The organism is Pedobacter nutrimenti, from assembly GCF_003208655.1.
In the GTDB taxonomy this organism is placed as follows: Bacteria; Bacteroidota; Bacteroidia; order Sphingobacteriales; family Sphingobacteriaceae; genus Pedobacter; species Pedobacter nutrimenti.
On the sequence record NZ_QKLU01000004.1, the window covers coordinates 718,641 to 740,746 of the forward strand.

Sequence of the window (22,106 nt, forward strand, 5' to 3'; positions counted from 1 at the left end):
ACATCTTATTAACAATTTTTACATGGTTACCATCATATCAGGAACAAACAGAGCTCATAGTAATACGCTCAGAATCGCAAAATATTATCAAAAGGTTTTAAAGCTTAAAGGCCTTGAGACCCAGTTGCTGAGCCTGGAAGAACTTCCCGACACCCTGATTAAAACAGATCTTTATGGCAACAGAAGCGAGGCTTTCAAACCCATACAGGAACTGGTGGCCAAAACAGAAAAGTTTTTGTTTGTCATTCCGGAGTACAACGGTAGTTTTCCGGGGGTATTGAAAACATTTATAGATGCCTGTAATTTTCCTGAAAGTTTTTACAATAAAAAAGCTTGCCTGGTGGGTATTTCTTCGGGAAAATATGGCAACATCAGGGGCGTGGACCATTTTGCAGGTATCTGCAGTTACCTGCATTTGCACGTGATGCCGCTTCGCATCCATGTTTCGGCCATTAAACAGGAAATGAATGAAGATTTTGAATTTTTTAAAGAAGATACCCTGAAATTCACTTCAGAGCAAATGGACAAGTTTATTGCTTTTTAAACCCCAAAACTCATCCAGTTTTTCCCCTCTGTACCAAAAACAAAATAGCCCGGATAAAGGATCTCGGCCAGGTCTTCCAGTATAGAAACCAGGTACTGTGGATCCTTGAAATCGCCGTTTAAAGTGTCCATCAAATAAAGACGGCTAAATTCCACGGCAGGCCATTCTTTTTCCAGCAAGGCCGGAACAGCCCCCATAAGCCCGGTCATTCCCTGTAGCTGGTCCTGATAAATCAGCACCCGGGCCAGGACCGGTGCAGCAACAACATCCCCCCCCGCAATCGTCAAAAGTTCATTCAGTAAGGGATTGACCTCATTATCGCTGTTCAAAACAATCAGGGGAACCCGGTCCATAAATTTAATCTTATGCCCTATGATATCTACCCGGTCCTGAAGCTGTTCTTTCAGAAATTCATCCTTAACATTATTTATAGCGGCATTTAAAAAAGACATATCGTTTTATTTGTTACTTTGTGCAAAAGTAACAAAAGTTTAAGAGCCTGTTTAAAATTTAAGCGCCTCTCCTATTTTTATTCCTATGCACAAAGCTTTTTACTGGATCCTGCTTCTTCCTTTGTTTTTCTCCTGCGGTAAATCTTCCGGCCCCGGGGACAAAAAAGTTTTTAACCTCAATCTTGACCAGAACGTTACTTCAATGGACCCGGCTTTTGCACGCAACCAGAACGCCATCTGGATGATCAACCAGGTATTTAACGGGCTGGTACAAATTGACAGCAACCTGAATACCGTTCCGTGTATTGCCAAAAGCTGGACGGTTTCCGAGGATGGTTTGCTGTATATATTTAAACTCCGCAATGACGTCTTTTTTCATAATGACCCTTTATTCGAAAATGGCAAGGGCAGAAAAGTCCTGGCCAGTGATTTTGTTTACAGCTTCAACCGGCTCATCGATCCGAAGGTGGGTTCTTCCGGCAGCTGGATCTTTAGCGATAAGGTTAAAGATGGCAACAGCTTTACCGCAGTCAATGACAGTACCTTTCAAATCCGTCTGGCCAAGCCCTTTCCAGCTTTCCTGAGCCTGCTTACCGCCCAGTACTGTTCGGTTGTACCCAGGGAAGTTGTAACGCATTACGGCAAAGATTTTCGCAGCCATCCCATTGGAACTGGCCCTTTCAAATTCAAATACTGGAAAGAGGACGAAATTCTGGTTTTGCTTAAAAATGAAAATTACTGGGAAAAACAGGGGCATCAGCAACTCCCCTATCTGGATGCAGTAAAAGTTACTTTTATCAGTGACAAACAAAGCGCCTTTATGAATTTTATCAAAAAAGACCTCGACTTTTTTGATAAGGTCGACGGGAGTTACCGGGATGATATTTTGACCAAAAGCGGTAAAATGACGCACAAATACCAGGGGAAATTCCAGCTGAAAAAAGGGGCCTATCTTTGTACGGAATATCTTGGCATTTTGGTGGACACCACCAAATCCATTGTCAAAAATTCTCCTTTAAAGTATAAAAAAGTAAGGCAGGCCATTAATTATGCAATAGACCGGAAAAAACTGATCAAATATTTACGCAACAGTATTGGGGTGCCTGCAAATGCTGGTTTTGTACCCGCCGGGATGCCAGGCTTTGACAGCACAAAAGTACGGGGTTACCATTACGATCCTGAAAAAGCAGCAAGGCTCTTGGCTGAGGCCGGCTACCCTGGCGGTAAAGGCTTACCACAGATTACCCTGAGTACTTCTACCACCTATAAAGACCTGATCGAATTTATTCAGGAAGAACTGAATGCACTGGGGATTAAGGTTAAGGTCGATACCAGTCCCAATGCGAGTTTAAGGGATATGATGTCCAAAAATGAAGTCAACTTTTTCAGGGGTTCCTGGATTGCAGATTATCCGGATGCAGAAAATTACCTCTCGGTATTTTATTCCAAAAACAGGGTACCCTTTGGGCCTAATTATACCGGTTATTTTAATGCAACCTTTGACCGGCTATTTGAACAAAGTTATTATGAGCGCAATGTAGAAAAACGTTACGCCCTTTATCGGCGCATGGACAATATGGTCACCGAAAATGCTTCTATTGTCCCCGTTTATTATGACCAGTCGGTCATCATGTTGCAAAACAACATCTCTGGTTACCTCATGAACGCCCAGAACCTGATGGTTCTTAAACAAGTAAAAAAGCAATAAAAAAAGGCCTTTCGCATCTATACGAAAGGCCTTTTTTTATTTCAGGTATTGTGGCTTATTTTCCTTGTCCGCCAATACCACCTTGTCCCTGCTGTTCACCTTGCTTAATGTCATCATTGTTGATTTTTTTCTTCTGGGTGAATTTCAGTTTACCAAAGTTATAACTGAAGTTGATTCCAAAAGAACGCAACGGATAATGAATGTTCGTGCTTTGATTTGAAGTGGCAGTGGTGTTTACGGTATTGATCACCAGGTCCCTGTTAAACGGATTTAAAACATTTAATCCGATAGTCGCTTTTTTGTTCAGGATCTCTTTCTTAACCGCAGCCCCGTAGAAATACATTTTATCTGTTCTTCCCTGGAAAGTACGGCGCGGCGAATTGATCACGCCCCAAAGCTCTGTGCTCCAGCCACCAGATAAAGCATAGGCAGAACGGGCAAAAGCAGTATAGTTTAAAAAGGTACCTGTTTTAATATGGTCCGCAGGATTGGTTACATCATAGGTGTTCATTCCAAAGTTACCCATCAGCGTCCATTTTGGTTTTGGATTGTAAGAGGCAAATACGTTAAAACCATAAGACTGGCTGGTACCTACGTTGATGTAGGTGGTCAGGTTTTTGTTCACACCTCCCTCAATAATAGGATTAATAGAGCTTTCTATCACATCCTGTGTTCTGCGGTAAAAAACAGATGCATTAATTACAGATCCTTTAATGTAGGTGGAATAACCCAGCTCCATATTATCTGTCAGTTCGGGCGCCAGATTCGGATTACCTTGTACCGGATTGAACACGTCACTTTCATTTCTGAAAGGGTTCAGATAAAAAAGACTTGGACGTTGTACCCTTCTGTTATAGCTTGCTTTAATCGTGGTCATGCCTTTAATTGTTTTGGAAACCACTACACTCGGGAACAGGTTAAAATAATCGTTCCCAGCTCCGGCAGCATTGATTTTAGTATATTCTGCCCTTAAACCCGCTTTAGCAGATATTTTTGGCGTAATTTTAAATGCAAGTACTCCATAGGCAGCCCCTACATTCTGGTCATAGTCAAAATTCTGACCTGATCCCTGACCATAGTCACTGATGATGTTCCTGAAAATCCCTTTCATACCGGTTTCCAAAGTGGTGGTTTTGCTGAAGGGATAAGTATAATCAGCCTGCACGGTGTATTCGTTGTTTTTACCGGTATTGTTTCCCTTAATAATCAGATCGGGCTGATTAGGGTTGCTGAAAATGTTGGTAAAATCACTTCCGTTTCTTCCTGTGGAAAGCTGTGCAGATAAGGTAAATTCTTCTCCTTCTTTTTTAGAAGTCTTTTTATAGTCTACGTTCCAGTCCAGGTTATTGAAACTCATGTCCATATCCCTGCTGTTGTGTGAAACCACTCCATTGGTGACCACCTCATACAATCCAGGCCCACCATTGGAAAAGTGATTGTATTTTACACTGCTGCTAATGTTGTTATAGGCATTGATGTCATAATCCAAACCCCCACTCCCATTATAACCAACCCTTGACCAGTCGGAGTAACCAGTCTGGGAAGTGGTGTTATTTACGCCATTGATCACTGCATTGTTTAAAACAACCACGCTTGATTTTTGAGGATAAGCCTGGTTCAGACCTAAGCTGGTGGTTACAGACAAACGGCCAGTTTTAGCGTTCAGGTTAAAAGCACCATTATTGGAACGGGTACCCGCCGAAGCATTTACACTTCCGCTCACACCTTCTGCTGTTTTTTTCTTGGTGATGATGTTGATGATCCCACCGGAACCCTCTGCATCGTATTTTGCAGATGGGCTGGTGATCACCTCTACACTTTTGATCTGCTCGGCAGGGATCATTTTCAAGGCATCCGCAACGCTGTTTGCCATTGTTCCCGATGGTTTTCCATTGATCAGTACCCGCACTGCACTTCCGCGCATCTGCACATTTCCATTAATGTCTACAGAAAGCATAGGTACTTTACGCATCACATCTGTAGCATCCCCACCTGCATTGGTGATGTCCGCTTCAGCATTATAAACCAGTTTGTCCACCTTATTTTCGATCATGGCCTTTTGTCCGGTAATTTCCACTTCTTTCAGGTTACCTGAGGTTGGGGAAAGCAAAATGGTTCCTGCATTCAGATCGGGGCGCTCAGGTGTTGTTTTCACCATAACCGTTTTTGTTTTATACCCCATAAAGCCCAGGGTGAGCTTGTACTGATCAGGTGCAACATTTTGAAGCACGGCCTTTCCTTTGTCGTCCGTTATGGCGCCATTCACAGACTTGTTGTCCTTTACTTTAATCAGGGCGACAGTAGCATAGTCTACAGGTTTTCTGGTGATGGAATCCAGCACAACCGCAGTGATCTTTCCGGTTACGGTAACCTTACTTCCACCTCCCATGGCCATTGGAAACTGCGCTTTGGCACTTAACATCATGACCAGCCCTATAAACAATAGTAAAACTCTTTTCATATTAACTTATTCTATTTTTTCAATTAGTCTGCGCAAGGTAGATTTTGTTACACACCCGGGAAACAGATTTCTGACAGGAGATCAAAAATAAACGGTGAATGGTAGAAAAGACCCGGTGAAAAAAAGAGCATCCTCCAGAATATCTGGGCAAAAGACCTTGCATTTGGATTAATTCTAAATTTAAGACAACATCAATATGGCCCTGGTAAAAGGATTGTGACAACAGGAATTCTACTCGGGCCCAATAGGGATTTCGCTCGGATTTTACAGAGGCCAGGTCCGGGTAAAGTCCGGGTAAAATCTCTATAATGTCCGGGTAAAGTCCCTGTTATCTGTAGTTTTTTCCTAAAGCCCTCCCCATTTCGGTTCCCGCAAAAAGGGCAGTCTGTTTAGACTGCCCTTTACCTGTTTTTTATACGTTCCGGTTGCGGCTTAAACCACCAGGTTTACAATCCTTCCTTTAACGACAATTACTTTTTTAGGCGTTTTTCCTTCCAGGTATTTCTGTACCTGTTCATCGGCAAGAACGGCCTCTTCAATTTCTTTGGCTTCAAGTGCAAGACTTAAATTCAGGTTTAACCTGGTTTTACCATTTACAGAGACCGGGTAGCTGAATTCATCTTCCACCAGATAAGCCGGGTTAAATACCGGATAGGCTGCATAAGATAAAGTACCGGCATCGTGACCAAGCAGCATCCAAAGTTCTTCACAAATGTGCGGGGCATAAGAAGACAACACAATCACCAGGTCTTCCAGCACCTGACGGTTTTTACATTTTAATTCGGTCAGTTCATTCACTGCAATCATAAAACTCGACACCGATGTATTGAAAGAAAACCGTTCAATATCATCCTGTACTTTTTTAATGATTTTATGCAGTGCTTTTAATTCTGTTTTGTGCGGAATGGTATCTGTGACATTAAATTCCCAGGCCTCGTTGTGGAACAGGCGCCAGAATTTACGCAGGAATTTGAAAACACCTTCGATGCCATTGGTGTTCCAGGGTTTGCTCTGCTCAAGTGGCCCAAGAAACATTTCGTACATTCTTAAGGTATCTGCGCCATAATTTTCAATCAGCACATCCGGGTTGACCACATTAAATTTAGATTTTGACATCTTTTCGACCTCTACCCCGCACAGGTATTTCCCGTTTTCCAGGATAAACTCTGCATCCTTAAATTCTGGCCTGAACAATTTAAATTTCGGAATGTTCAGCACCTCATTTTCTACTATGTTAACATCTACATGCAGTGCCGAGGTTTTATAATTTCCTCTCAGTCCATGTGAAACCAGGGTATTGGTTCCGCGGCCCTGCTCATCGATAACCCGGTAAACAAAATTACTGCGGCCCTGGATCATTCCCTGATTGATCAGCTTTTTGAAAGGCTCTTCTTCCTGCACATAACCAAGGTCTTTTAAAAACTTATTCCAGAAACGGCTGTACAGTAAATGTCCGGTAGCATGTTCTGCCCCGCCGATATACAAGTCCACATCTTTCCAGTACTCAATGGCTTCCCAGGATGCAAACTCCTCCTGGTTCCTTGCATCCATATAGCGGTACCAGTACCAGCTGGAGCCTGCCCATCCCGGCATGGTACTCAGTTCGTATTCATACTTATCTTCATAGTTCCAGCCTTCGGCACGTCCCAATGGAGGTTCACCGGTTTCGGTTGGCAGGTATTTGTCAATTTCAGGAAGCAGTAAAGGCAGTTCTTCTTCTTTGATCAGGTAAGGAAGCCCATCTTTAAAATAAACAGGAATCGGTTCTCCCCAATAACGCTGACGCCCAAAAATGGCATCTCTCATGCGGTAATTGATCTTTGCCTTACCGGCTTGTTTATCTTCGAGCCACTGGTTTAAAAAGTTAATGGCTTCCTGGTAGTTCATGCCATTGATCAGACCGGAATTGACGTATTTTCCTTCCTTGGTCGGATCGGCCTGCAGCTCCAGGTTTTGCTGGGCATCCAGAACCTGCACAATTGGCAATTGGAAATGGGTAGCAAAAGCCCAGTCCCGCTGGTCACCGCTTGGCACCCCCATTACCGCACCAGTCCCATATCCGGCCAGTACGTAATCTGCAATCCATAAAGGGATCCTTTCACCACTAACTGGGTTGACCACATAGCTTCCGGTAAATGCGCCCGAAACAGTTTTGGTATCGGCCATCCGGTCCAGTTCCGATTTCTTCTTGGTCTGGGCAATATAGCCCTCCACAGCCTCTTTTTGCTCTGGGCTGGTTAAACCGGCCACCAATTCATGCTCCGGTGCCAGAACCAGGTAAGACACTCCAAAAATGGTATCGACCCGGGTGGTAAAGACCTCTATATAGTTTGCCGGAACGCCGGCATTTTCTGCTGTTTTTTCAATATTGAATTTTACACTTGCACCTACACTTTTCCCGATCCAGTTGCGCTGCATTTCTTTTACTGGCTCCGGCCAGTCTATGGTGTTGAGCCCCTGCAGCAAGCGTTCTGCATAAGCAGAAATCCGCATGCTCCACTGCATCATTTTTTTCTGTTCTACAGGATAGCCCCCACGCTCAGAAAAACCATCTTTCACCTCATCATTGGCTAAAACTGTTCCCAGGGCCGGGCACCAGTTCACAGTGCTTTCCTTCAGATAAGTCATCCGGTATTTAAGCAGTTCCTTTTGTTTTTCTTCAGGGGACATGGTTGCCCAGTCGCTTGGTAAAAAGACCTTTGTATCTTCATCACAAACCGCTTTCACATCTGCGCTTCCCGAAGCATTAAATTTTTCGATCAGCGTGGTGATGTCTTCTGCCCTGCCTGTTTCCAGGTTGTACCAGGAATTGAACAACTGCATGAAGATCCATTGTGTCCATTTATAATAACCCGCTTCGCTGGTCCTGACCTCCCTGCTCCAGTCAAAAGAGAAGCCAATCTGGTCCAGCTGCCTGCGGTAAGTGTTGATGTTTGCCTCTGTTGTAATTGCAGGATGCTGACCCGTCTGGATTGCATATTGTTCTGCCGGAAGACCAAAAGAATCATAGCCCATCGGGTGAAGAACATTAAAACCTTTTAAACGTTTGTAACGGGAAAATATATCCGATGCGATATAGCCCAGCGGATGGCCTACGTGTAATCCTGCTCCTGAAGGATAAGGAAACATATCCAACACATAAAATTTCGGCTTCGAAGTGTTTTGTTCGGCTTTAAATGTTTGGTTCTGTGCCCAGAACTCCTGCCATTTTTTCTCTATTTCTTTAAATTGGTAATCCATTACAGCTATTCCTTAGATAGCGCGAAAATAATGAAATAATTTGAATCGTTAAGGCAAAGGCCAATGTTCGGGGCAAAAAGGGTCCATCTGTTTTTCAACAGCTTAAACAAGTCTTTTCCAGAAGTCCATTGCGGGTCCTTTATCGTTTCAGGAACCAGGTTTCCGTTGTTCTGGGACTGGAACCATCTATTGTGCCCGTAAATTGTAGGGTATTGTCGTTGATCACTTCTGCATTGCAGGCCAGTAATTTAGAAGGAAGGCTCAGGTTAAAGGCCGTCCCCAGAAAAACAACATAATTCCCTACCTGTCTGGTGCCGGCCAGACTGACTTCCAGATCACTGCTTTCGTTGTTTTTAAAATCAAGATAATCCGAAACGCCATAATTAACGGTATTGTCAGTGACCACTGCGCCGCTGGCATTAAAGGTTTTGGTTTCGATTTTCAGCACCTGCCACTTACCGGACAACTTGACAATCAAGGTATTCGGATTGTCTTTTTTACAGCCTGCAATTCCAGTGGCCAGCCACAGCAGCAAAGCTCCTGAAAGTAATTTTATCTTCATAGTTCAGACGTTTTAGGTTATGAGTATTAACGTGAAATTAAAGGCTTTAGTACAAAAAGAGCATTCGGAACGCCCGGAGCCCAGGCGGAGAAAAATGTTAAAACGTGTTAAGATGGAGGGCCTAAACTATTTCTTCCGGAATTTCGTTGTAGATTTAAAGTTTAAAAGGGCCGAAAGCCATATTATTTACTTTTGTTACTTTTATTTTTTTTATTTTCGCACAACATAAATACGAATACATGGAAGAATTTGAAGTAAGCGATGCTTCTAAGAAGACAAAGACCATATACATTTCTACAATTTTCAGCATTACCCTGGTGCTGCTGATGCTGGGTATGCTGGGTCTGATTTTGGTACACGCCAAGAATTTATCCAATTATGTAAAAGAGAACATTGTTCTGAACATCATTGTGGATGAAGGTGCAAAAGAAGCTGATGTACTGCAATTTCAAAAGGAACTGAATGCAAATCCGGCCATCAAATCCACACAATATGTAAATAAAGAAATTGCGGCAAAAAACCTGACCCAGGACCTTGGAGAGGATTTTGTCAATTTTCTGGGTTACAACCCACTGCTTTCTACAGTTGATGTTTATTTAAAAGCAGATTATGCCAACAATAAAAGTATTGATGCCTTAAAAGCGCAGATCAGTAAAAACCCTGCAGTAAAAGAGGTCATTTATCAAAGCTCCTTAATTGATATGGTCAACCAGAACATCAATACCATTAGCCTGATCATTTTGGCTTTTGCCGTGATTTTACTGGTGATTTCTGTGGCGCTGATTAACAATACCATCCGTCTGGCCATTTATTCCCAGCGCTTTCTGATTAAAAGTATGCAGCTGGTTGGGGCAACCAAAAATTTTATCCGCAAGCCTTTTGTCCTGGTGGCGGCTTTACATGGATTAATCGCAGCCATTATTGCGGTGATCATTTTACTGGGTATCCTTTATTATGCACAGAAACAAATTCCTGAAATCATCATACTAAGAAATTATACGGAATTTGGAATTGTCTTGCTTTCTATGGTAGGAATAGGCATTTTCATTACTGCAATCAGTACCGCCTTATCGGTAAGCAAATATTTACGTCTAAAAATTTACGATCTATACAGATAATGACAGAGAAAAAAACTGCTCCTGCAAACCAGGCTGCAAAAACCGAAATGGTTTTCACCAAAAAAAACTACCAGTTGCTGCTGATCAGTATTGCGATCGTTGTACTGGGCTTTCTTTTAATGATGGGCGATACGGACATCTATGATTTCAGAAAAACCCTTTTAGCCCCAATGGTGGTGCTTTTTGGTTTTGCTTTTGGAATTTACGCGGTTTTAAAGAAGTAAGCAATGGATTTTCTACAGACCTTTATCCTTTCTGTAATAGAAGGAATAACGGAGTTTTTGCCTGTATCTTCTACAGGTCATATGATTATTGCCTCCTCGCTGATGGGTATCGATAAAGATCCCTTTGTGAAGCTTTTTGAAATTGCGGTACAGCTTGGGGCCATCCTTTCGGTTGTAGTCTTTTACTGGAAAAGATTTTTTCCTTTAAACCATTGGAAATTCTATTTAAAACTGGTCATTGCCTGTCTGCCCGCTGCGGTATTTGGTATGTTGCTGCAAAAAAAGATAGACGGTTTGCTGGAAAGCCCGCTTACTGTAGCCGTCATGCTGGTTATTGGTGGGGTGGTTTTGTTGTTTATAGACCGCTTCTTTAATAAGCCTCTGGTTAAAACGGAACCGGAAATCAGCAATAAAAGTGCGCTGATCATTGGTTTTTGGCAATGTCTGGCCATGATTCCCGGAACCAGCAGAAGTGCGGCCAGTATTATTGGCGGAATGCAGCAAAAACTGACCCGCTCTGTGGCTGCTGAATTTTCTTTTTTTCTGGCGGTACCGACCATGGTGGGTGCCACTGGCCTGAAGCTGTTTAAAGCTTATAAGGAAACACCGGAAATTTTAAAAGACAAACACAATTTAATGCTGCTTGGCGCAGGAAATTTAATCGCGTTTGTGATTGCGCTGCTGGCCATTAAATTTTTTATAGGTTATGTACAGAAATATGGCTTTAAGCTATTTGGCTGGTACAGGATCGTCTTTGGTTTATTATTTTTAGCCCTGTATTACCAGGGATTTATACAGCTTTAATGATTGAATTTCCGGATTTTAATTTTGCGGAGGGTGAACTGCTGCTGATCAACAAACCCTATCAGTGGACAAGTTTTGATGTGGTGGGAAAAATCAGGAATTCCCTTAAGCCTTTAAAATTAAAAGTGGGTCATGCCGGCACACTGGACCCCCTGGCCACGGGTCTATTGATCATCTGCACAGGTAAGCTGACCAAACAAATAGATACTTTCCAGGCTCAGGAAAAAGAATATACCGGTACCATGGTGCTTGGGGCCACCACGCCTTCATTTGATATGGAAACGGTGGTTGATCAGGAATTTCCAATAGATGGTCTGAGCGAGGAACAGATTTATGCTGCTACTGCCCCTTTTATCGGAGACATCCGCCAATATCCCCCCGCCCATTCGGCGGTTAAGGTGAATGGCGAACGTTTATATGTGAAGGCCCGCAGGGGTGAGCAAACCGAGCTGCGTTTACGGGAGGTTTCCGTCCCTGTTTTTGAGATTACACGAATTGAATTGCCAGAAGTGGATTTCAGGATTGTCTGCAGCAAGGGCACTTACATCAGGTCCCTGATTTCCGATTTCGGGAAACAGCTGAACAATGGGGCTTACCTCTCCAAACTCACCAGGACCAGGAGCGGTGAGTTTCGTTTGGAAAATGCATTTGAGGTTATGGATCTGGTGAACTATCTTAGAAGCAAAAAGGAATAGCCATGCGCGGACAGCAGAAATCCAGGAAACTCAATTTTGTGAAGAACCTGTTCTTAATTTGTTGCGGGATTGTTTCTGCCTGTTTTGGTTTAAAAAGCTTTTTATTACCCAGCGGTTTCATCGACGGCGGCGTTACAGGGATTTCCCTGCTGATCAGCACCCTGACCGGCTTAAAGCTTTCTTACCTGATTGTCATTATCAACATTCCTTTCGTAATCCTTGGCTACCGGCAAATCGGAAAAGTTTTTGCAATTAAAACTTCTGTGGCCATTGCCCTTTTGGCTATTCTACTCATTGTAGCCCCCTTTCAGCCCATTACACATGATAAATTGCTGATTGCCTTTTTTGGAGGCTTGTTTTTGGGAGGGGGGATCGGACTGGCCATGCGGGGCGGATGCGTTATTGACGGAACCGAAGTACTGGCTTTGTACCTGAGCAAAAAGAGCAGCCTTACCGTTGGGAACATTATCCTGATTCTGAATATTGTGATTTTCGCATTTGCAGCAAAATTTCTGGGGATTGAGACCGCACTGTACGCCATACTGACTTATTTATCGGCGTCCAATACCGTGGATTATATTGTGAATGGCATTGAACAATATACAGGCGTAACTGTTATTTCTGTAAAAAATGAACACATTAAGAAATTTATCATTCACCAGATGAAAAGAGGGGTAACCATTTACAAAGGGGAAGGTGGCTATGGAGAGAAAAAAGACATCGATATCCTGTACACCGTGGTTACCAAACTGGAAATGAGCAAACTGCAAACCGCCATCAGACAAATAGACCCTGAGGCTTTTGTGATACAACAACAAATTGCTGATATCCGCGGCGGGGTCGTGAAACGTCAGGCGTTACATTAATTCTATTGCACCTTGAAAATATATAACCATCTTTCGGAATTCAAAAAACTGGACAATGCAGTGGTCACCATAGGTACTTTTGATGGGGTACATTACGGCCACCAGAAAATTGTCAAAAGGCTCTGTGAACTGGCTCATGCTACGGGCGGAGAAAGCGTGATCCTGACTTTTTTCCCACATCCCAGACAGATTATTGATCCGGAGAATCTGGATTTAAAAATGATCAATACCATTAAGGAAAAAGCCGGTATACTCGACGCCCTTGGTGTGGACCATTTGATCATTACTCCTTTTACCAGGGATTTTTCAAATCTGGGTCCGGAAGAATACATTCAGCAGGTTTTGGTAGAAACACTGGGGACCAAATCCATTATTGTAGGCTATGACCACCGCTTTGGTAAGGATAGAAAAGGAGGAATGAAGGAACTGGAAAGCTCGGCAAAGTTGTTTGACTACAGTATCGAGGTGATCGATGAGCAGGACATCAATGATGTGGCGGTCAGTTCAACCAAAGTAAGGCAAGCCCTTTTGCGGGGTGATGTTGCCCTGGCGGCCAAATACCTCGGTTATCATTTTTCCCTGGAAGGCCGGGTAATCAAAGGGGATAAAATTGGCCGGACCATTGGTTTTCCTACCGCCAATATTTTTGTAGAGGAGTCTTATAAGCTCATTCCTTCTGATGGCATTTATGCAGTGGAAGTTCTCATGGGAACAGAACGCTATAAAGGCATGGCTTATATTGGCCAGCGCCCAACTATTAATGGAATGACCCGAAATATTGAGGTTAATATTTTTGATTTTAACCAGGAAATTTACGGACAGGATATTAAAATGTTTTTCCTTGAATTTTTGCGTCATGATGTAAAATTTACTGGACTTGAAGCCTTAAAGGAACAACTGAAACAGGATAAGGAAGATACCCTTGCCTATTTCAAAAAACTGTCACAAAGTCCTGATTAGGGCTGATTTTCTTCTTAAAAAAGGCTTTTTTTCTTATATTTACGACAATGAGGTATATACACACCCTTGTCTTATATGTATTGATCCACTTGCTGTCCATTCCTACAGCAATGGGAAAGTTACCTCTTTTAATCAAAGCAACAAGCGGTGCCTGTACTGCCTCTTCTACCAATTCAGAAGAGCTCTTTTCTGAAGATTACACTTTTTTAAATCATCAGGCAAAAAAGAACGGACTGAATGCTGTTTTGTTGATTGCGGGCAAAACAGAGCTACATCCGGCATCTTTGGAGCGGATTATGGTCAATACGGCTTTGTGCCCTGCTTATTATTCTTCACTATTTAATTTTCTGTTCCCCAAACATGTTTTCTGGTAATTAGTATAATTTGTAACATCCTTCAAATTTATTTTTCTATTTACAAAACATAATTTCATGATACACCTTCCTGTATTAATTACTGATTTAGGACTCATATTAGCCGCAGCCGGGGTTACGACCCTTATTTTTAAAAGAATTAAACAGCCCCTTGTTTTGGGCTATATCCTGGCCGGCTTGCTCGTAGGCCCCCATATTAAGTTTATCCCAACGGTGACCGATAAGGAAAGTGTCAACATCTGGGCCGAGATCGGGGTTATCTTTCTGCTGTTCAGCCTGGGACTGGAATTCAGTTTTAAAAAACTGGTTAAAGTGGGTGGCTCGGCTTCCATTACCGCTATTGTTGAAGTGGTTTTCATGCTGCTCATTGGCTTTGCCGCAGGTAAGCTGATGGGCTGGTCTACTATGGACAGCATTTTTCTTGGAGGAATTTTATCAGTTTCTTCTACCACCATTATCATCCGGGCTTTTGAAGAATTAGGGGTCAAACATAAGAAATTTGCCGGACTGGTTTTTGGAGTGCTTATCGTGGAAGACCTGGTGGCCATTTTACTCTTGGTATTGCTGTCCACCCTTGCGGTGAGCCAGCAATTTGCGGGAACTGAAATGCTCATCTCCATTTTGAAGCTTTGTTTTTTCCTGGTGCTTTGGTTTATTGGGGGCATATTCCTGATCCCAAGCTTTTTAAAGGCGACCAAAAAACTAATGAATGATGAAACCATGCTGGTGGTTTCAATCGCTTTATGTTTAATTATGGTATTGCTGGCGGTAAAGGTTGGTTTCTCCCCTGCCCTGGGCGCTTTTATTATGGGTTCCATTTTAGCGGAAACGACACAGGCAGAACGGATTGAACATCTAACAAAATCAGTTAAAGATCTCTTTGCGGCAATTTTCTTTGTTTCTGTGGGCATGCTCATCGACCCCAGGGTCCTGGTCGATTATGCGGGACCGATTGTGATCATTACCATCGCCACTGTTTTGGGTAAGTTTCTGAGTTCGGGTTTTGGGGCTTTAATTTCGGGGCAACCGCTAAAAACTTCTGTCCAAACGGGCTTAAGCCTGGCACAGATCGGGGAGTTTTCTTTTATCATTGCCACCCTGGGCTTGTCTTTAAAGGTCACCAGTGAGTTTTTGTATCCGATTGCCGTGGCCGTATCGGCCATTACCACCTTTACCACACCCTACCTGATCAAGGCTTCTGAACCTTTTTATCTTTTTATTGAACGTTCGCTGCCAAAAAAATGGATAGAGGGTTTAAACCGTTATAGTTCCAGTACAGCCGGCATAACGACACTGAGCGACTGGAAAGTTTTTTTAAGGGCCTATACTTTTAATACCATTATCCATTCGGTTATTTTAATTGCCCTGGTTTTTCTGGGCTCCAAATACCTGCAGCCTTTTATTGCCACCCACTTGATTAATGGCAATACGGGTACTGTGGTGAGTTTACTCCTGACCCTGATCATCATGACGCCCTTTTTATGGGCACTTGCCTTGCGCAGAATGGAACGAAAGGCCTACAGCAATTTATGGCTGAACAAAAAGTACACCAGGGGCCCTCTGGTGGCCCTGGAGGCTTTAAGAATTACCCTTGCGGTATTTTTTGTTGGTTTTTTGATTTTCCAGTTTTACAATACCCTGGTTTCCATGGCCATTGCCCTGGCGTTGATCTTGTCGGTGATGTTTATCTTTTCCAGAAAACTACAGGCTTTTTACAACCGCCTGGAAAGTCGCTTTTTATATAACCTGAATGCACGGGAAGCACAAAATACCCAGCCTGAAATTTTACCCTGGGACACCCACCTCGCAGAGCTTTCTGTGGCCCCGGAATCAAAACTGGTGGGACAGACCCTCTCCGAGCTGGCCGTCAGGGAAAAGTACGGGGTCAATATTGCCCTGATTGAAAGGGGCAAAATTATGATTCCAACACCTGGAAGGGATGAGCGTTTGTATCCTCATGATAAAATACTGGTTATTGGTACCGATGACCAGCTGGCTATTGTTAAGGAACTTTTTGAAGGTGCTCTGGACGAGACTGCCAATGCAGATTTTCCTAAAAAAGACATGACCCTTCAGAAGATTGTCATCAACAGCCAGTCGCCGGTATTTGGAGAGAGCATCCGCAATTCGGGCATACGTGACCTGACCCAAGGTCTGGTGGTTGGAATTGAGCGTCATGGGCAAAGAATCCTGAACCCGGATTCGAACTTTGTTTTTGAAAATGAGGACATTGTATGGATTGTGGGCAATAATAAAAAAGTTCCGGATCTGCTAAAGAAAACCTAATTTAGGTTATTCAAGCTGATCAAATTATGAAATTGGACCAGGATAAAAGTGATTTTCTAGACGAAATGCTACAAAACTGGCAGGATCAGCAGTTGCTCAATGCCGAGCAAGTCAAAAAACTAAGGGACAGCTATGAAACCAAAACTTTTGACTGGCGCCGGCTTGCCCAATATTCTTTTTGGATTGCCATGGCCTGCGGGGTGATTTCCCTGGGGGCCCTTTTGGTCGATAAAGACATTCTAAACTACCTGAAAAGATTGTACGATACCCCGGACAGCATCATCAGTTTTTTATCTGCGGTGATTGCGGGCATTTTATATTATGTCAGTTTCAAAAGGAAAAAGAGCCATCATATGCAGGTATTCAGCAACGATGCTTTAATTTTTACAGCAGTGATGCTCACCGCAAATGCGATCGCTTACCTGGGCAAAGCCATTGACAACAACGGGGGGCATTTCTCCCTGCTGATCCTGTTTTCTGTATTTGTTTATGCTGTCCTGGCCTACCTGTTTAAATCCCGGCTCATCTGGATTTTTGTATTGCTTTCCCTGGGGGCCTGGTTTGGGACAGAAACGGGTTATCTTTCCAGGGGGAACTGGTATTTTCTGGGTTTGAATTATCCCCTGCGTTTTGTATTCTTTGGCCTGGCTTTAACTGCAATAGCCCTTCTGCTGAGGAACAGCAAAAAATTTGAGCTTTTCTGCGCCACCACCTATATCACAGGGATGATTTATCTGTTTATTTCGATGTGGCTGATTTCTGTGTTTGGCAATTTCGCTACGGTGGAAGAGTGGTATAAGGTCAAACAGATCAGCTTGTTTTATTGGGCACTTATTTCTGCGGGCCTTTGTATTTTTAGCATTTGGGCAGGCCTGAAATACAAAGATGATGTTGCCCGCGAGTTCGGGATTACTTTTCTGTTTTTAAACCTCTATACCCGTTATTTTGAATACTTCTGGGACAGCTGGCACAAAGCGCTTTTTTTCAGCGTTCTTGCGGCCTCTTTCTGGCTGATTGGCCGCAGGGCAGAAAAAATATGGAACCTGGAGTTTCTTAAAAAGTAATCCTCAGACCTTAATAAAGTGTACGTAAACAATTTTACAGATGTGATAACCGGAAAGGGCAAAAAATAAAATGGCAATACTTTTATTGACAATGTAACTGCTGAGGTCAAACTTTTCTTTGATGTATTTGGCAAAACGGGCAAAGCCATACAAAGCCAGTCCGGCACCAATACCTGAACCTACACTAAACACACTTAAAGAAAGGTAACCGATATCGATCCATTCATGGGAAATCAGGTAAGTGCCCACAAAAAGCCAGTAGGGAATTTGCATCGGGTTCAAAACCCCCAGCAGCATGCCATAACGGATGCTGTCTTTTTCTGAATAATCTGCTTTGGGCATTTCTTTTCTGGATTTCCAGGTAATGATCCCAAGTACACCAAACATGACCACCATGACCACATCAATGATGTTGCTGAGGTTCATTGTACTGGAAAGCCATTGCACAAAACGCATAACGGCAAAAGTAAACAGGACCTCTACGGCTGAAAATGCGGCGATGAAATACAGTGCTTGTCTGATGCCCCTATTAATGGTAATCTGTACAACGGTCAGATTGATGTTACCTGGTGGAATGTATCCAATGGAATTTAGTATAATTCCTAAGACAAATGTTAGAAAAAGCATTGGCGAAGATACAAGGATTCCATTAATTTATGTTCGTATTTTGATTTACTGCTGCTGACAACAATTTCGTATTCGTTTTGTTTTTTCTATCCTTTTAATGTTTCAGATGATCTTTTAAATAGGTTGCCGTGTAAGATCCTTTGGCTTCTGCCAACGCTTCGGGTGTTCCTTCAAAAACCACATTTCCTCCTTTATCTCCACCCTCGGGGCCGATATCAATAATCCAATCCGCAGACTTGATCATATCCATATTGTGTTCAATCACCAGAATGGTGTTGCCCTGCTCGATTAAGGTATTTAAGGCAATGAGCAGTTTTTTAATGTCATGAAAATGCAGTCCTGTAGTCGGCTCATCAAAGATAAACATGGTTTTATTGGCCTGGTTGCCTTTGATCAGAAATGAAGCCAGTTTGATCCTTTGGGCTTCTCCTCCTGAAAGGGTATTGGAAGATTGTCCAAGGTGCACATAACCCAGGCCTACATCCACCAGCGGCTGTAGCTTATGAAGAATTTTGTTTTCTTTTTTAAAAAAGTCTACCGCCTCGTCAATGGTCATGTCCAGAATGTCTGATACATTTTTATCCAGATAGGTAATGTCCAGCACCTGCTGTTTGAATCTTTTGCCCCCGCAGGCCTCACATGGCAGATAAATATCGGCCATAAACTGCATTTCAATTTTAACTTCTCCCTCACCCTGACAAACATCACAGCGCCCGCCCTCCACATTAAAAGAGAATGCCGCCGGTTTAAGCCCTGCTGCTTTAGCCGCCGGTAGTGCCGAGAATAAAGAACGGATATCGTCCCATGCCTTGACATAGGTCACCGGATTGGAACGCGAAGACCTGCCTATAGGGTTCTGATCGACCATTTCTACCTGGCTCACCAGGTCGATGTTTCCAAAGATCCCATCGTAGGCACCGGTTTGTTCACCGGAGTAATTACCGATTGCTTTTTGCAATGCAGGGTAAAGGATCTTTTTAACCAGACTGGTCTTTCCTGACCCCGAAACACCGCTCACCACTGAAAAAACACCCAGCGGGAATTTAACGTCTATATTTTTAAGGTTATTTTCTCTGGCCCCCTTAATCAGGATGTGGTCTTTCCATTTTCTCCTTTTGGAAGGGATTTCAATTTTTTCAGCTCCGGACAGGTACTTTCCTGTCAGACTGTTTTTGTCTTTTAAAATCTGGTCATAAGTACCGCTGAAAACCAGGTTCCCACCATGTGTACCCGCCTGAGGTCCGATGTCTATAATATGGTCCGCGGCCTTCATCATTTCTTCCTCATGTTCCACCACCAGCACTGTATTTCCGACATTTCGTAAAGATTCCAGTACACCGATCAGTTTATTGGTGTCCCGGGGGTGCAAACCAATGCTGGGTTCATCCAGCACATACACAGAGCCGACCAGGCTGCTGCCTAAAGAGGTGGCCAGGTTAATGCGCTGGGATTCTCCCCCGGAAAGGGTATTGGACAAACGGTTCAGGGTCAAATAACCCAGCCCTACATTGTTCAGGTATTCGACCCGGTTATAGATCTCAGAAAGCAGTCTTTTGGAAATCTTCTGATCTGTTTCAGAAAGTTCCAGTTTGCCAAAGAAATCAAGGATGGTGGATAAAGGCATTAAAACCAGGTCAATAATCGATTTGTCACCGATTTTCACATAGGACGCATCTTTACGCAACCTGGATCCTTTGCAATCCGGGCAGACTGTTTTTCCTCGGTAACGCGAAAGCATCACCCTGTATTGTATTTTATAGGTCTGTTCTTCCAGTTCTTTGAAAAAAGCATCCAGACCTTCGAAATATTTATTCCCGGTCCAAAGCAACCTTTGCTGTTTTTCGGTCAGCTCGCTATAGGAACGGTGAATCGGAAAATCAAATTTATCAGCATTACGGATCAGCTTATTCAACCATTCCCGCATTTTCTCGCCGCGCCAGGGGGCAATCGCATTGTCATAAATGCTTTTGCTTTTATCGGGCACAACCAGGTCTTCATCTATTCCAATGACATTTCCATAACCCTCACATCTTTTACAAGCCCCATAAGGGTTGTTGAAACTAAAAAAATTAGGTGTAGGTTCTTCAAACTTAATCCCGTCCAGTTCAAAACGGTCGCAAAAATGACTGATCCGGCCTTCATGTTCTACATAACAATCCCCTTTACCTTCAAAAAAAGCGGTTTGCACAGAATCTGCAATTCTGCTTAAGGTTTCTTCTTCAGCATTGACGACAATACGGTCTATGAGTATTCTGATGGTATGTTCGCTGCTGAGTGCGACGTCTTTAAAATTCTCATCTTCCAGGATCGCTTCTATTTTATAAATTTTATCCTCGAACATGACCCGCAGAAAGCCTTTTTGCAGCAGCACCGCCAGCTCTTCTTTAATGGTCCTGTTGTTGTGCGGAAAAAGCGGACAGTACACCGTAACCGTTTCATCAGTTCCCAGGCTGGCGATAAAGTCTACAACGGTACTAACGGTATCCTTTTTAACCAGCTGCCCCGATTCGGGTGAATACGTTTTCCCAATTCTGGAAAACAAAAGTTTCAGATAATCGTAAATCTCGGTGGAAGTCCCTACTGTAGACCGCGGATTTGAGGTAATTACTTTTTGTTCAATGGCAATGGCAGGTGCAATTCCTTTAATATAATCTACATCGGGTTTATTCATCCGGCCCATGAACTGCCGTGCATAGGCAGAAAGGCTTTCTACATACCTGCGCTGCCCTTCGGCATATAGGGTGTCAAAAGCCAGGGACGATTTTCCTGATCCTGACATCCCGGTAATGACCACCAGTTTGTTTTTGGGAATGGCCACATCAATATTTTTAAGATTGTGTACCCTTGCTCCTTTTATAATAATATTTTTATGTGGATCTTTCTCTGTTTCGCTGCTCATAGACTGGATAGAATTTGCTAATATACCTCAAAAAATAATAGATTCCCGATTTACAGGAATGCAAAAATAAGGGTCTCAGCCTAGTTTTATTTTTTTTTAACATTTTTCTTATGGGATTCTGACAAAAAAATGCTTCTTTTGAAATTAATAACCACAACAACTGAACCACCAACTTTAAAAAAGGAATAGGAGAACAAACTATAGATTAGACTACTACTAAATATTTTAAGCAAACGGCAAGGGAATTTAGTATAGATACTCCTATGAAATTACAATCAAATAGTGATCAGGATCTGGTGAAGTTATACCTCAATGGGGATGAGTCTGTTTTGGAAGAACTTCTGAAAAGACACAAATCAAAAATATATACTTCCATTTATTTATTGGTTAAAGATCAGTACCTCGCAGAGGATATATTTCAGGACGCTTTTATTAAGGTCATCAATACTTTAAGGTCCGGAAGATATAACGAAGAAGGTAAATTTTTACCTTGGGTCATGCGTATTGCGCATAACCTTGTTATTGATTATTTCAGACGTGAAAAACGCACTCCGGTAATTACCAGTTCCGATGGCACCGACATCATGAACATGTTGCAGGTCCATGAAGAAAGCGCAGAAGAAAGAATCCTCAGGGAACAAACGCATACCGATTTAAGGGCAATGATCCATCTGCTTCCTGACGAACAGAAGGAAGTTTTAATTATGCGACATTATGCAGATCTGAGTTTTAAGGAAATTGCTGACCTGACGGATGTGAGCATCAATACGGCATTGGGCAGAATGAGGTACGCTTTAAGCAATTTGAGAAAAATGATGAAGGTAAAAGAGGTGGGTTAAAAATTTAGTTTGCAAATTATTGCATAAGTTAAAATAAATATTAAATTGCTTCGTTTAATAAGAAACAAAAACAGTTTAGTGCTTATGATAACAACCTCTACTCCAATCAACAACCTCCATCACTTTCATCAAAAATCAGAAAAACTCAATACTGAACTTTTTGAAGAATTTGATTCCTCTTTTTATGAAAATTTAAAACAGGAATTGGACACACTGGTCAAAGAACCTAGTGATGAAGTCATCAACAAGATTTTAGCGTACGCTAAGGTTAAGTAACTCTAATCAGCTGCCCTAACCGGCAGCTTTTTTTTTGCGCTTTACACAACTCTTTTGCTTCCGGGCATCCTTTCTGTTATCGATACCGAAAAACTTCTTAAACCATT

Annotated in this window: 19 protein-coding genes; 13 read left to right on the forward strand and 6 right to left on the reverse strand. The window is 42.7% G+C overall.

Annotation, left to right across the window (positions count from 1 at the left end):
• The first annotated feature begins 22 nt into the window (after positions 1-22).
• Complete coding sequence (locus B0O44_RS14655; RefSeq protein ID WP_110831842.1) at positions 23-544, forward strand: NADPH-dependent FMN reductase; 522 nt, start codon at positions 23-25, stop codon at positions 542-544.
• Here B0O44_RS14655 and B0O44_RS14660 read toward each other — a convergent pair.
• Positions 541-996, reverse strand: a complete 456-nt coding sequence (locus tag B0O44_RS14660; protein ID WP_110831844.1) for a hypothetical protein — start codon at positions 994-996, stop codon at positions 541-543. The genes B0O44_RS14655 and B0O44_RS14660 overlap by 4 nt on opposite strands.
• Before the next feature lie 85 nt (positions 997-1,081).
• On the opposite strand from B0O44_RS14660, the gene B0O44_RS14665 reads away from it, so the two are divergent.
• Complete coding sequence (locus tag B0O44_RS14665; RefSeq protein WP_110831847.1) at positions 1,082-2,704, forward strand: ABC transporter substrate-binding protein; 1,623 nt, start codon at positions 1,082-1,084, stop codon at positions 2,702-2,704.
• Between the two features lie 55 nt (positions 2,705-2,759).
• Here the strand turns inward: B0O44_RS14665 and B0O44_RS14670 are convergent, their stop codons facing one another.
• The 3 genes from B0O44_RS14670 to B0O44_RS14680 form a co-directional block, all read right to left on the reverse strand.
• Positions 2,760-5,165: an outer membrane beta-barrel family protein gene (locus B0O44_RS14670; protein WP_110831849.1), complete on the reverse strand. Its 2,406-nt coding sequence runs from the start codon at positions 5,163-5,165 to the stop codon at positions 2,760-2,762.
• 432 nt (positions 5,166-5,597) lie between these two features.
• Complete coding sequence (leuS, locus tag B0O44_RS14675) at positions 5,598-8,405, reverse strand: leucine--tRNA ligase (protein ID WP_110831852.1); 2,808 nt, start codon at positions 8,403-8,405, stop codon at positions 5,598-5,600.
• Between the two features lie 139 nt (positions 8,406-8,544).
• Positions 8,545-8,967, reverse strand: coding sequence for a hypothetical protein (locus B0O44_RS14680; protein ID WP_110831854.1), 423 nt, complete (start codon positions 8,965-8,967; stop codon positions 8,545-8,547).
• 239 nt (positions 8,968-9,206) lie between these two features.
• On the opposite strand from B0O44_RS14680, the gene B0O44_RS14690 reads away from it, so the two are divergent.
• Genes B0O44_RS14690 through B0O44_RS14730 form a run of 9 tightly spaced genes read left to right on the forward strand, consistent with a single transcriptional unit; the run spans position 9,207 to position 17,358 of the window.
• Positions 9,207-10,085, forward strand: a complete 879-nt coding sequence (locus B0O44_RS14690) for a cell division protein FtsX (RefSeq protein WP_110831859.1) — start codon at positions 9,207-9,209, stop codon at positions 10,083-10,085.
• A complete protein-coding gene (locus B0O44_RS14695; RefSeq protein ID WP_110831861.1) occupies positions 10,085-10,309 on the forward strand; it encodes a DUF3098 domain-containing protein in 225 nt (74 codons plus the stop codon). The genes B0O44_RS14690 and B0O44_RS14695 overlap by 1 nt, the downstream gene beginning before the upstream one ends.
• 3 nt (positions 10,310-10,312) lie before the next feature.
• Positions 10,313-11,113, forward strand: a complete 801-nt coding sequence (locus B0O44_RS14700; protein WP_110831863.1) for an undecaprenyl-diphosphate phosphatase — start codon at positions 10,313-10,315, stop codon at positions 11,111-11,113.
• On the forward strand, positions 11,113-11,808 hold the full coding sequence (gene truB / locus B0O44_RS14705; protein ID WP_110831866.1) for a tRNA pseudouridine(55) synthase TruB: 696 nt from the start codon (positions 11,113-11,115) through the stop codon (positions 11,806-11,808). The genes B0O44_RS14700 and truB overlap by 1 nt, the downstream gene beginning before the upstream one ends.
• Positions 11,809-11,810: 2 nt before the next feature.
• Positions 11,811-12,674 carry a YitT family protein gene (locus tag B0O44_RS14710; protein WP_110831868.1) on the forward strand — a complete coding sequence of 288 codons (864 nt, stop codon included), beginning with the start codon at positions 11,811-11,813 and terminating at the stop codon, positions 12,672-12,674.
• A gap of 12 nt (positions 12,675-12,686) precedes the next feature.
• The gene (locus B0O44_RS14715) at positions 12,687-13,634 is read left to right on the forward strand and encodes a bifunctional riboflavin kinase/FAD synthetase (RefSeq protein WP_110831870.1); all 948 of its coding nucleotides are present in this window, start codon (positions 12,687-12,689) and stop codon (positions 13,632-13,634) included.
• Between the two features lie 47 nt (positions 13,635-13,681).
• Complete coding sequence (locus B0O44_RS14720; RefSeq protein WP_110831872.1) at positions 13,682-14,008, forward strand: hypothetical protein; 327 nt, start codon at positions 13,682-13,684, stop codon at positions 14,006-14,008.
• A 57-nt stretch (positions 14,009-14,065) separates the two neighbouring features.
• A complete protein-coding gene (locus tag B0O44_RS14725; protein WP_110831875.1) occupies positions 14,066-16,294 on the forward strand; it encodes a cation:proton antiporter domain-containing protein in 2,229 nt (742 codons plus the stop codon).
• A gap of 26 nt (positions 16,295-16,320) precedes the next feature.
• On the forward strand, positions 16,321-17,358 hold the full coding sequence (locus B0O44_RS14730) for a DUF2157 domain-containing protein (protein WP_110831878.1): 1,038 nt from the start codon (positions 16,321-16,323) through the stop codon (positions 17,356-17,358).
• A 3-nt stretch (positions 17,359-17,361) separates the two neighbouring features.
• Here the strand turns inward: B0O44_RS14730 and B0O44_RS14735 are convergent, their stop codons facing one another.
• Together B0O44_RS14735 and uvrA are read right to left on the reverse strand one after the other, a co-directional pair.
• On the reverse strand, positions 17,362-17,985 hold the full coding sequence (locus B0O44_RS14735; protein WP_110831881.1) for a LysE family transporter: 624 nt from the start codon (positions 17,983-17,985) through the stop codon (positions 17,362-17,364).
• Positions 17,986-18,079: 94 nt separating this feature from the next.
• The gene (gene uvrA, locus B0O44_RS14740; protein WP_110831883.1) at positions 18,080-20,884 is read right to left on the reverse strand and encodes an excinuclease ABC subunit UvrA; all 2,805 of its coding nucleotides are present in this window, start codon (positions 20,882-20,884) and stop codon (positions 18,080-18,082) included.
• A 263-nt stretch (positions 20,885-21,147) separates the two neighbouring features.
• Between uvrA and B0O44_RS14745 the strand changes: the two genes are divergently transcribed.
• Both B0O44_RS14745 and B0O44_RS14750 read left to right on the forward strand, forming a co-directional pair.
• Positions 21,148-21,723 (forward strand): RNA polymerase sigma factor, encoded by a 576-nt coding sequence (locus B0O44_RS14745; RefSeq protein ID WP_110831885.1) that lies wholly within the window; start codon positions 21,148-21,150, stop codon positions 21,721-21,723.
• An 84-nt stretch (positions 21,724-21,807) separates the two neighbouring features.
• Entirely contained in the window at positions 21,808-21,999 is a 192-nt protein-coding gene (locus B0O44_RS14750; protein ID WP_110831888.1) for a hypothetical protein, read from the forward strand.
• Positions 22,000-22,106 lie beyond the last annotated feature (107 nt).